The sequence below is a fragment of the Veillonella montpellierensis genome (assembly GCF_947090115.1).
GTDB lineage: Bacteria > Bacillota > Negativicutes > Veillonellales > Veillonellaceae > Veillonella > Veillonella montpellierensis.
Window position 1 is genome coordinate 1 of sequence record NZ_CAMUMS010000005.1, and the last position, 11,553, is coordinate 11,553.

Annotated in this window: 10 protein-coding genes; 9 read left to right on the top strand and 1 reads right to left on the bottom strand. The window is 34.3% G+C overall.

What is annotated here, in order from left to right:
- The first annotated feature begins 598 nt into the window (after window positions 1-598).
- The 5 genes from nhaA to P6940_RS03370 all read left to right on the top strand — a co-directional run bounded on the left by nhaA (window position 599) and on the right by P6940_RS03370 (window position 5,926).
- Window positions 599-1,750: a Na+/H+ antiporter NhaA gene (nhaA, locus tag P6940_RS03350; RefSeq protein WP_038151313.1), complete on the top strand. Its 1,152-nt coding sequence runs from the start codon at window positions 599-601 to the stop codon at window positions 1,748-1,750.
- A gap of 423 nt (window positions 1,751-2,173) precedes the next feature.
- Complete coding sequence (locus tag P6940_RS03355; RefSeq protein ID WP_028257032.1) at window positions 2,174-2,752, top strand: 3D domain-containing protein; 579 nt, start codon at window positions 2,174-2,176, stop codon at window positions 2,750-2,752.
- A gap of 191 nt (window positions 2,753-2,943) precedes the next feature.
- Window positions 2,944-3,210: a 30S ribosomal protein S15 gene (gene rpsO, locus P6940_RS03360; protein WP_038151311.1), complete on the top strand. Its 267-nt coding sequence runs from the start codon at window positions 2,944-2,946 to the stop codon at window positions 3,208-3,210.
- Between the two features lie 532 nt (window positions 3,211-3,742).
- Window positions 3,743-4,669 carry an AEC family transporter gene (locus tag P6940_RS03365; protein WP_277293201.1) on the top strand — a complete coding sequence of 309 codons (927 nt, stop codon included), beginning with the start codon at window positions 3,743-3,745 and terminating at the stop codon, window positions 4,667-4,669.
- A gap of 231 nt (window positions 4,670-4,900) precedes the next feature.
- The gene (locus P6940_RS03370; protein WP_277293202.1) at window positions 4,901-5,926 is read left to right on the top strand and encodes a branched-chain amino acid aminotransferase; all 1,026 of its coding nucleotides are present in this window, start codon (window positions 4,901-4,903) and stop codon (window positions 5,924-5,926) included.
- 167 nt (window positions 5,927-6,093) lie between these two features.
- Here the strand turns inward: P6940_RS03370 and P6940_RS03375 are convergent, their stop codons facing one another.
- A complete protein-coding gene (locus tag P6940_RS03375; RefSeq protein WP_277293203.1) occupies window positions 6,094-6,483 on the bottom strand; it encodes a thioesterase family protein in 390 nt (129 codons plus the stop codon).
- A gap of 103 nt (window positions 6,484-6,586) precedes the next feature.
- On the opposite strand from P6940_RS03375, the gene P6940_RS03380 reads away from it, so the two are divergent.
- The 4 genes from P6940_RS03380 to P6940_RS03395 all read left to right on the top strand — a co-directional run bounded on the left by P6940_RS03380 (window position 6,587) and on the right by P6940_RS03395 (window position 11,465).
- The gene (locus tag P6940_RS03380) at window positions 6,587-7,303 is read left to right on the top strand and encodes a TVP38/TMEM64 family protein (protein ID WP_277293204.1); all 717 of its coding nucleotides are present in this window, start codon (window positions 6,587-6,589) and stop codon (window positions 7,301-7,303) included.
- 62 nt (window positions 7,304-7,365) lie between these two features.
- Window positions 7,366-8,559 (top strand): PLP-dependent aminotransferase family protein, encoded by a 1,194-nt coding sequence (locus tag P6940_RS03385; RefSeq protein ID WP_277293205.1) that lies wholly within the window; start codon window positions 7,366-7,368, stop codon window positions 8,557-8,559.
- 152 nt (window positions 8,560-8,711) lie between these two features.
- A complete protein-coding gene (locus tag P6940_RS03390; RefSeq protein WP_038151301.1) occupies window positions 8,712-9,551 on the top strand; it encodes an Mrp/NBP35 family ATP-binding protein in 840 nt (279 codons plus the stop codon).
- A gap of 585 nt (window positions 9,552-10,136) precedes the next feature.
- On the top strand, window positions 10,137-11,465 hold the full coding sequence (locus tag P6940_RS03395; RefSeq protein ID WP_277293206.1) for a M18 family aminopeptidase: 1,329 nt from the start codon (window positions 10,137-10,139) through the stop codon (window positions 11,463-11,465).
- Window positions 11,466-11,553: the final 88 nt, after the last annotated feature.

The window sequence follows — 11,553 nt, forward strand, 5'->3', positions numbered from 1 at the left end:
CCTCTTTAGAGGGCTACCACTAGAGAAAGACCCTTATAGGGTCAGAGCAAACCACTCGTTCTACGGGTGGTTATGATTTTATTCATTACAATGATATGGTGACAGGATAGGTAATGTACTTCTGATAGGAACCTATTAACTGAGCATATATATATATATATATTATGATACAAAGTATGTATGTGAACTGATAGCATAAAGAGTCGTAAAAATATTATTCTTGAGTGGATGAGGTATAATGTGAGTTGTATCAGTTAACATTGTTGATGAATGGTTAGAAAAATTAGATATCGTTAACAAATTGCTAGTTGATCAATAGGCTAGAATACGCATAGTTATACCATTTAATCTACTTACATTTAAAGATGATAGATATGTAGAAATGTCTTATTTTACTGTAAATATTATAATGCATCATGGATAGCATATACTAGTAAGAGCAGTAGTTATGCACAAAGAAAGTATAGATAAGAGCTAATCTATTAAAGCTAATTAATAACATCTTTCATTATATGGTAAAGTTATTATATAATATAATAGTTATTAAAGATACATATATAATGGATAAATCGGTAGTATATAATATGTGAGGTGTATAATGAGTAGACTTGTATTTTTTTTTCAATCTGCGTCCGCTAGTGGCGTATGCTTATTATTAGCTGCTTTGTTAGGTGTTTTCTTGGCTAATTCACCAGTAGCTGCACAATATTTTTCATTATTAGATATGAAAATTGGACCACTTAGTATTTTACTTTGGATTAATGATGCGTTGATGGCCATTTTCTTTCTATTTGTAGGACTAGAAGTTAAACGAGAAATGATTTCTGGTGAACTAAATACAAATGCAAAACGTTTATTGCCAGGTATTGCCGCATTTTTTGGCTTGTCAGTACCAGCGGTTATTTACTACTTAATAGCAGGACATACAGAATCCTTTATTCCCGGCTGGGCTATACCTACAGCTACAGATATTGCTTTTGCTATCGGTATTGTTGCCATTTTAGGATCACGAGTACCGCCAGCTATGAAAGTATTTTTGACAGCGTTAGCGGTTATGGATGATTTAATGGCCATCATTATTATTGCCGTTTTTTACACGACTAGCATTAAGTTTTTATTTTTACTTATAGCCGCAATGATTGTATTATTACTAATATATTGCAATAAGAAAAATTATGTGCGACCAATACCCTATATAGTACTAGGTATTGCTTTATGGTATTGCATATTGCAATCGGGGCTACATGCCACATTAGCAGGTGTTATTTTAGCATTAACAATTCCTTTGCATGGTGTAAGGGAAGGACGTCATATATCTCCACTCACCGAGTGGGAGCATGCACTAAGCCATTGGGTAAGCTTTTTTATTACACCTTTATTTGGCTTCGCTAATGCAGGTGTGTCATTCTATGCATTTTCTATAGCTGATTTAGCACATCCAGTAGTGTTAGGCGTAGCACTAGGATTAGTATTAGGTAAACAATTAGGTATTTTTACAACATTATTCTTCTTAGTAAAATCAAAAATAATAGATATGCCTAAGGATACAACTTGGCCACAAGTATATGGGATTTCTCTGGTTTGTGGTATAGGATTTACGATGAGTTTATTTGTTTCTTTATTAGCCTTTGAGCCAGGTGATATCCAAGAAAAATCTAAAATTGGTATTTTTATTGGCTCTATTATATCGGGTGTATTAGGGTATATTGTGTTACGAATCAGTGGAAACAAATCCTCTCTAGAAAAGTAGTGTTGTATAAATTAGCCTGTTCATGACCAGATAATGAAAAAATTAGATAAGTAACTGTTTACATTTCGAATTATTTAAATATATAGGCATTATTTATATTAAATGGTCATAGAAATGATTATAATTTTGAAAATAAGGCTATTTTTTTTCAAAATTATATGATGATTGATAATGAAATTATAGAAAAAAATATTAATTTTTATATAGCAAGACCTTTTTGTGATAATTATTATGTATTTTTGTAATACCTTGTAAAGCTTATAATAGAGGGACTTATAGAGTGTTGACAAAAATATTAAAGTGGGAAAAAAAGGTAAAAAAATATAATAAAGTGGTGGGTCATATCGTTTAAAGTGGTCGTTTTTTTGACAAATTCCCAAAAATACTGTAAAATTATTACCAGTTGAAAGGTATGAGGTGAATATGTTAAAAAAATATATTTTAAAAATGGTATTTTTAAGTTTGTTCCTTGTAATTTCTTCTTCTGCTATGGCAGCAAGTTTACATGTTGGAGATCAAGGACAATCTGTTAGACGGATGCAACAAGCATTGATTAATCAAGGTTATTTAATTGATGCGGCAGATGGTTATTTTGGAAATAATACATTGTATGCGTTACGTGTATTTCAACAAGAAAAAGGTCTTGATGTTGATGGAATAGCTGGCCCACAGGTTATGAACGCTTTAGGAATTTCTAATGTGGCGAGTGGCGTTCCAAGTTCTTATCGACAACTTATTACGATGGATGCTAGTGCATATTCTGCAGATGATCCAGGTAATTCTTCTTATACAGCTATGGGTCACTATTTGCAACATGGTTATGTATCTGTTGATCCGAATGTAATTCCGTTAGGAACAGAACTTTATATTGAAGGTTATGGATATGCCGTAGCTGATGATACTGGCGGAGCGATTGTAGGAAATCGCATTGATTTAGCCATGAACTCTCATTATGATGCTATCCAATTTGGCCGTCAATCTGTTAACGTATACATATTATAAAATAAAAAATCTTTAGTACGTTTAGGGTACTAAAGATTTTTTATATTTACTGTATATGTAGTGAATTACTTTACTTTCCTATAAAAATATAGTACACTTAATAAGTCATTAGACGAAACGTAGGCTAAGTCTTCGATTCTCCAACGATTACTTAAGCTTAACGAGTTATGTGTATTTAGGAGGTAACGATAATGTTAACTACAGAAGCTAAACAAGAAATTATTAAACAATTTGCTGTTCATGAAGGCGATACTGGATCCCCAGAAGTACAAATTGCGATTTTAACAAACCGCATTGTGTACTTAACTGAACATTTGAAAGAACATAAAAAAGATCATCATTCTCGTCGTGGCTTATTAAAATTAGTAGGTCAACGTCGTAATATGTTAGATTATCTTCGCCGTAAAAATATTGAACGCTATCGTGCGATTATTGAAAAATTGAACTTACGTAAATAATAATTTACTCTTACTTATTAAAAAGCCATTGTAAAGTAGAAATTTACTTTACATGGCTTTTTTGTGTTCATTAGCATGTGTAGTCATCGATAGATATATCTATAGGGATGAAAGAATTGGTATATGGTGACATGTCATTGCTATTGATTTGATGGTGGAATGTTTAATACTATCTACTAACAAACTATGTTCTCATGGATAGGAATGTTATTTTAGAGCTATAGAAAAAAACATTCTATTTTCAACCCCGAAAAATAGAGTTATAGGACAAAACGTGTTGTTTTAAACGCCCATGGAACTAGGAAATACCTAAATCTATCGGTATTTTATCTTTTTAACTGAATTGTAAAGGGCGGACAAAATGTGTTCTACATGATGAAAATCTTTATATTTACTAGTGTAAATAGGGCTTTATCTTTCTAGGAATATGTTTTTACTAGTCTATCTGAAATTATGATGAGTATTAACGATATTTTGGATTATTTTCACATGTAGTATAATGACTCATAGAATGGAAAGGGAGAGTGATTATATGACGAGTATCTTAATGCAACAAATTATAGTGTTATTTTTAATGATGGCCTGTGGTTATGGATTGGTAAAAGCAAAACTATTAACAACGAAAGACAGTCGAGTGCTGTCTATTTTGTCGATTTATTTAATCATTCCTTTTGTGATTATTAAAGCATTTCAAATTGATTTTACGGATACCGTAAAGGATGCTGTTATGGTATCTTTAATAGCGGCTGTATTGATCAATGTGGGATTAGTGATAATTGGTCGTATAGCACATATGGTATGCGGTATGAATCATGTAGAAGAGGCGTCTATCGTCTATTCTAATGCAGGTAATCTTATTATTCCGTTAGTGATGAGTATGTTTGGGGATGAATGGGTTATATATGCTAGCGTTTATATGTGTGTACAATTGGTATTTATGTGGACCCATGGCTTTTCTCTTATGACAGGCGCATTTCATTGTAGTTGGAGAGCTATTATTAAGAATTATAATTTACTGGCGATTATAATAGGCATCGTATTAGCTATCTTGCAAATTCGTTTGCCCGTTGTAATGTATCAAGCTATGGATGCCATATCTCTTATGATTGGTCCAGTGTGTATGATTTTGTTAGGCATGGTGTTTGCTGGAACAGATATGAAAGAGATTTTTTTTAATCGTCGTGTGTATTTGGTATCCTTGTGGGCGATGGTAATTGGTCCCTTGCTGATTTTGGTACTATTGAAATTAGTAGGTCTTGTTGATTGGGTAGAAAATGGTCATACTTTGCTCTATATTAGTTTTTTGGCAACCATGACACCAGCAGCAACGACCATTACTAATATGGCACAAGTATATAGTGGAATGGAAAAGGAAGCTGTGGCTATTAATAGTATGACGACGATTATTTCGATGATTACAATGCCTATTATGACGTTTTTATATATGGTAATTATGTAGTGCATAGAGGGAAGCGACATTATTAATGTATAGATAGGATTTTCTATTTCACGATGATGTGGTGAATGGAGAAGGGATTCTTTAAAAAATAGGTCACTATATTGATTCTATAGAGTTAGAGTGATAAAATTTATATATGCATTGATGATAATGAGATTTATCAAGTGACGATATGCTATCACGTATATGATGCGTGGTTTGCATAGGGTCAAGTTATTGGAGGAAATTGATATGGCAAAAAACATTGATTGGAAAAATTTGGGGTTTGGTTATATAGAGTCTGATTACCGTTTTGTATCTAATTATAAAGATGGTGCATGGGATGAAGGACAATTAATAACAGACGCTAATATTGTATTGAATGAATGTGCTGGGGTCTTTCAATATGCACAAACTGTATTTGAAGGGTTGAAAGCGTATTATACAAAAGATGGACATGTAGTGTGTTTTCGACCAGATTTAAATGGACAGCGGTTAGAAGATTCGGCGCGTCGTTTGGAAATGCCAGTGTATCCAGCAGATAAATTTGTGGAAGCAGTTAAACGCGTAGTAGAAGCAAATATTGATTCCGTACCACCATATGGAACAGGGGCTAGTTTATATGTCCGCCCATATATGATGGGAACAAATCCTGTCATCGGTGTTAAACCAGCGGACGAATATCAATTCCGTGTATTTGTTACTCCTGTGGGTCCTTATTTTAAAGGTGGAGCAAAACCAATTTCTATTAAAATTTCTGATTTTGATCGTGCAGCACCACATGGTACTGGTCATATTAAAGCTGGTTTGAATTATGCTATGAGTTTACATGCTATCCAAGAAGCACATCGAGAAGGATTTGCGGAAAATATGTATCTTGATCCAGCTACACGCACAAAGGTTGAGGAAACTGGTGGAGCTAACTTTATTTTTGTATCTTCTGATGGACATACATTAATTACGCCAAAATCAGATAGTATTTTGCCATCTATTACTCGTCGCTCATTGATGTATGTGGCGGAACATTATCTCGGTATGAAAGTAGAACATCGAGAAGTGTTATTAAGCGAAGTAAAAGATTTTGCAGAAGTTGGACTTTGTGGTACTGCTGCGGTTATTTCCCCAGTAGGACGTATTCATACAAATGATGGGGATATTCTTGTTCCTTCCGGTATGGATGATATGGGTCCTGTATTAACTAAATTACGTCAAACATTACTCGATATTCAACATGGTGAGTTAACAGCACCAGAAGGTTGGGTTGTTACGATTAAATAGTGATTTATATAATGAGAAAGGATTACCAGCAATATAACATTTGCTGGTAATCCTTTTTTATGCGTATAGTATAAATGTATTCATATAAGAACATATTACTCATAAGCGATTCATGTTTATATGGTTATGTAGTATTAGATAATGAGTTATTAGCTAATACAGTTAAGTTATAATTTTTTCTGCACTTTCATCATGAATTTTTCGTTATTGATAACGAATCGATGATGGGTACCTTTTCCAATTGTATCCACACCGTCATGAGCTTCTACTGAAAAAGTAATATCACGCCCATTGACAGCGATTACTGTAGCAGTGGCTGTAATGGTAGATCCAATTGGTGATGGCGCATCATGTGTAATGGACAGTTGCGTACCTACGGTTCCTTCGTTACTGTCGAGAGCAGGTAATACAGCAGCTTGAGCAGCTTCTTCCATTAAGGCACACATCGCAGGGGTAGCAAATACATCAAGGGCGCCACTTTTCATGGTTTTAGCAGTGTTAGTAGTGGTTACAGTGGTAGTGGTACTGGCCGACATACCTATGGTGATTTCTTTCATAAGAGAATCTCCTTTCCTATGATTAACAATATATCATAATTATATCATGACCTGTGATATAATAATAATATTCATTGTAGATGAAATAATTAAAGAGGCATGTATGAATCAAAATCAAGAAAAACCTATAGTTTCAGGTGAAACTAAGATAAAAATAGTTTCGGTTATTTTACTAGCAATCTTGTTAGGTGCTATTCATTTAGCTGTACCAGGTTTCTATAGTCAAATATGGTACTTAGCAACCGCTGGCAATATGGAAGAAATTGTAGAGGTACTTCGTAGCTATGGCCCTTGGGCTATGCTAGTCAGTATGATTATCGATATTTTAATCAACGCAGTCGGCTTTTTACCATCGATTTTTTTGTCAACTGCTAATGGTGTTGTTTTCGGCTTATTACCAGGTATTATTATTTCTTGGTTAGCTGAAACAATTGGTGTTGTGATTAGTTTTTATATTATGCGATTTTTATTGCATGATACAGCGACTAAGTTAATTTCTAAAAGTAAGTTTCTAGTAAAAGTGGATGATATTAGCGATAAAAATGGATTAGTGATTATGACTTTTGCTAGAGCATTACCATATTTCCCATCAGGAATTATTACAGCACTTGGGGCGATTAGTAAGATAAAACCTCGTGATTATATTATTGCAAATTTAATCGGTAAATTTCCTTCCACTGCGTTAGAAGTTACTGTGGGACGTGATGTAGTAATGTTACAGACACATATGGAACGCTTGGGAATTATTATTATTGGGGCAGCTATAGCATATTATATACTATGGAAATTATATAAACGGTATATGAAGTCAAGAAAATAGCTAGAATAGCTGCGATCTATATATCCTTATATACCAAGTAAGAAGAAAGGGAGTATTCATGTATGAGTTTTTCTATTCCAGAACGAGCACAATTAAAAGGACCTAATTTTATTCGTAAAGTATTTGAACGTGGTATCGGTGTTCCTGGCTTTATTAGTTTTGGTATTGGCAATCCTGCAGCCGAAGCAATCCCCGTTGCAGTTATACAAGATACAATTCGCCATATTATAGACACAAGTGCCTTAGAGTTATTACAATATGGACCTATGCAAGGCGATATAAAGTTGGCGGAACAAACAATTGAAAGACTTGTTATGAAACGGGGCATGAATAGAGACGGACAAGGTCTTATTATTTCTATCGGAGCAGGTCAGTTATTAGGATTAATGCCTAGGACTTTTTGTGAAGAAGGGGACGAAGTATTTGTCGATGCATATACATTTACTAGCGCTATTAATGCGATTCGAAATGTAGGTGCTAAGCCTAGAGGCATTGCTACAGATGAAGATGGTATGTTGCCTGAAGCATTAGAAACAGCGGCGAAAGAAGGAAAAGGAAAATATGTATATGTGATTCCTAACTTTCAAAATCCTACAGGAATTACGATGCCTTTATCTAGAAGAAAAGATATCTATGAAGTGTGCCGAGCCTATGACTTAATGATTTTTGAAGATGATCCATATGGAGAAATTCGGTTTGCCGGCGAAGATGTACCAACTTTTAAATCTTTTGATGTAGATAATCGTGTATTTTATGCTGGATCCTATTCTAAAACGATATCTGCTGGATTGCGTGTAGGATTTTTATTTGGACCAGATAAATTAATTAATACGATGCAGTCACTAAAAAATAATTGTGACGGTCAAATGCCATTAATTACGCAACGCATTGTGTCTGTCTTGTTAGATACGATTGATTATGATGCACAAATTCAGCATGTGAGGGATATTTATAAAAAGAAATGTGAATTAATGCTCGATACTTTTTATAAGACAGGAAGCCATCATGTTCAATTAACGCGACCAACAGGCGGTATGTTTATGTGGATGACTATGCCTGATTATGTTGATTGTGATGCCTTTTTTGAAGCATGTATGGATCATAAAGTAGGCATTGTACCAGGTGCTGCTTTTGCAGCGGACGGTGTAACAGATAGTCATTCGTTCCGCTTAAGTTATACGGTACCATCTCATGAAGAGATTGTTAAAGGTATGACGATTCTTGGCGAATTGACAAAACAGTTTTGCAAGGCATAGTATTTGATGATACTATATTGAAAAAATTGGATAATCATGATACTATAGTCATAGAAAATAAAAGAGCCGTAGAGCTCTATGGTATATAAGTATAGAAGAGTTAGTATGCTATTGTATACTTGTCTTTAGTATGTTGAAAGAAGGTGTCTTATATGGCTTGTGGCGGAAGTGGCTGTGATGGATGTCCATCAGCTTCTGCAGGTTGTGGTCAACAACAACAACCTCAAGATATGCATGCACAAATGCATGAGTTAAGTAATGTTAAACACGTAATTGGTGTCGTTAGTGGTAAAGGTGGCGTAGGTAAATCTTTGGTAACTAGCTTGATGGCAATTACTATGGCGCGAAAAGGATTTAAAACAGCGATTTTAGATGCAGATATTACTGGTCCAAGTATTCCTAAAGTTTTTGGCATAAAAGAAAAAGCAGGCTATGATGAAATTGGCATGCATCCAGTTACATCTCGTGGATCTAAGGATGCACAAGGTGTAGATATTATGTCTGTAAACTTGTTATTAGAAAATGAAACTGATCCAGTATTATGGCGCGGACCGATTCTTGGCAATGTGGTAAAACAATTTTATACAGATGTAGTTTGGAAAGATATTGATTACATGTTTGTTGATATGCCACCAGGAACTGGCGATGTGGCAATCACTGTGTATCAGTCACTACAATTAGATGGTATTATTGTTGTTACATCTCCACAAGATTTAGTGTCTATGATTGTAGAAAAGGCCGTAAAAATGGCTGATATGATGCAAGTACCAATTATTGGTGTAGTAGAAAACTTCTCTTATTTCCATTGCCCAGATAATGGAAAAGACTATAAGATTTTTGGTGATAGCCATATTGAAGAAATTCTTCAAAAATATGGATTGTTATTACTAGGGCGTTTGCCAATTGATCCAGAAATTGCAAAATTATGTGATGCAGGAGCCATTGAAGCGATTGAAACAACTAATTTAGAACAGGTAGAATTGCCACAATAGGGCCTGAGATAAAAATAAACGTATATACTGAATATATTAGATATTTAGTATATACGTTTTTTCTTAATTTGCTTAGTGTAGTGAGAAACTGCAAAACGTTGTAATATATACTGAGAAGCGTTGTTATATACTACTGGTTAATTTATATATGATAGAGATATTTCAGCCAGAATATGCAAATGAGCTAGCAAAGTTACTTATGTATCATGTATAGGTGATGAAATAGGGCATTACTATATTATTTTTACTAAAAGTATTTTTATAGAAAGTTGCCCTATATGGAATAGGTAATTTAGTATCATGTGTATAGATATAACATTAATAGAAGAAATTATAGTTTAGGAAAATGAGAGGCAAGCTAATTTAGAAACTATTTGTCTTAGTCTATTCCTATGGTATGATTGTGTTAGTTCTAGTTAGTATAAAAAAGAGATTATGGATATTATTTGATGACGATTCTATCTCCTCATAGATTAGTAATTTTCACTATGGTTTTTTCGATTATTAGATTAGAACATATGATTATTTGCACTATATGTTGTAGATGTAGTGGTTGTTTATATAAGAAAGGTGTGGTCTTATTTTATGAAGTCCCCTATATCGTTACAAGATGAAAAAGTTGTATTCGATACAGTACAAGAATTGTTAGGCTATGTTAAACATTGCACCTCACCACAACAAACTGTATCTCATAGTATTTCTATATTAGAATCCAATGGATTCGTTGAATTAGGGTTAGGCGAATCATGGCATCTTACTTCAGGAAACTATTATATTAATGTATATGGAACTACCTTGATAGCCTTTCATATTGGTACTCAATATAGGCATAACTTGAGAATTGCTTCAGCTCATACTGATTTTCCTGCCATTCGAGTAAAACCAAATCCTTTGGTAATCGTAAGTGAATATGGTAAATTGAATGTGGAAATGTATGGCGGATTAATTCTACACACATGGCTAGATAGGCCACTAGGTGCATCAGGCACGGTTATTCTTAAGGGGGAAAATCCTTTTGATGTAAGAGGAGTTACGATTGACTCAAATCGACCAATTGCGATTATTCCTAGCTTGGCAATTCATATGAACCGCCATGTAAATGAAGGAATTGCGTTACAGCGACAAAAAGAAATGCTACCTATCATTATGATGAAAGGTAGTACTAAGGATAGTGAATATGATCAATGGTTAGATTTTTTGGCTGGTGAAGCACAATGTAATCCTGATGATATTCTCTCTTTTGAAGTGACCTTATATCCTACAGAAGATGGCACTACAGTTGGTTTGTATGATGAGTTTATTAGTGCCCCTCGATTAGATAATCTAACATCTTGTAAAGCTTGTTTATCGGGTATTTTAGAAGCGAGTGAAAATGATGTGAATGGGATACGTTTGATTGCTTTATTCGATAATGAAGAAGTTGGGAGCCGTACGAAACAAGGTGGTGCTTCTATGATGCTACCGAATGTATTAGAACGTATTTATAGATCCTTAGGATTTGCTAAAGATGAATTAGATATGGATATGGCTGAAGGGTTTATGATTTCTTCTGATGTAGCTCATGGATTACATCCTAATTATCCAGAAAAAAATGATATTACGAATGAACCTATATTAAACAGAGGAATTGTATTGAAAGTAGCGGCTAGTCAATCCTATGCTAATGATGCTAAGGCGATAGGGATTGTTAAGTCCTTATGTGAAATAGAGGATATACCGTATCAATATTTTGTCAATCGATCCGATATACCTGGTGGCTCTACAGTGGGCTCGATTTCTTCTACTATGTTACCCATGAGGACTATGGATGTGGGTGTGCCTATATGGGCGATGCATTCTGCTAGAGAAACTATGGGTACTTTAGATCAATATAGTTTAGAGTCCTTGATGCGACTATTTATTGGTGGTAACTGATGATAATGTCCGTAGGTATTCTAGGAGGATTACTTTTTTTCTTGCTTAGTGGATTGATACAACCTAATTGTGTTCGTCTTTTAGCATG

Bases quoted from the DNA above. Each gene is read 5' to 3' on its own strand.
- nhaA (WP_038151313.1), top strand. From the start codon at position 599: ATGAGTAGACTTGTATTTTTTTTTCAATCTGCGTCCGCTAGTGGCGTA.
- P6940_RS03375 (WP_277293203.1), bottom strand. From the start codon at position 6,483: ATGAAAGAAATCACCATAGGTATGTCGGCCAGTACCACTACCACTGTA.
- P6940_RS03390 (WP_038151301.1), top strand. From the start codon at position 8,712: ATGGCTTGTGGCGGAAGTGGCTGTGATGGATGTCCATCAGCTTCTGCA.
- P6940_RS03395 (WP_277293206.1), top strand. From the start codon at position 10,137: ATGAAGTCCCCTATATCGTTACAAGATGAAAAAGTTGTATTCGATACA.
- P6940_RS03385 (WP_277293205.1), top strand. From the start codon at position 7,366: ATGAGTTTTTCTATTCCAGAACGAGCACAATTAAAAGGACCTAATTTT.
- rpsO (WP_038151311.1), top strand. From the start codon at position 2,944: ATGTTAACTACAGAAGCTAAACAAGAAATTATTAAACAATTTGCTGTT.
- P6940_RS03380 (WP_277293204.1), top strand. From the start codon at position 6,587: ATGAATCAAAATCAAGAAAAACCTATAGTTTCAGGTGAAACTAAGATA.
- P6940_RS03355 (WP_028257032.1), top strand. From the start codon at position 2,174: ATGTTAAAAAAATATATTTTAAAAATGGTATTTTTAAGTTTGTTCCTT.
- P6940_RS03370 (WP_277293202.1), top strand. From the start codon at position 4,901: ATGGCAAAAAACATTGATTGGAAAAATTTGGGGTTTGGTTATATAGAG.
- P6940_RS03365 (WP_277293201.1), top strand. From the start codon at position 3,743: ATGACGAGTATCTTAATGCAACAAATTATAGTGTTATTTTTAATGATG.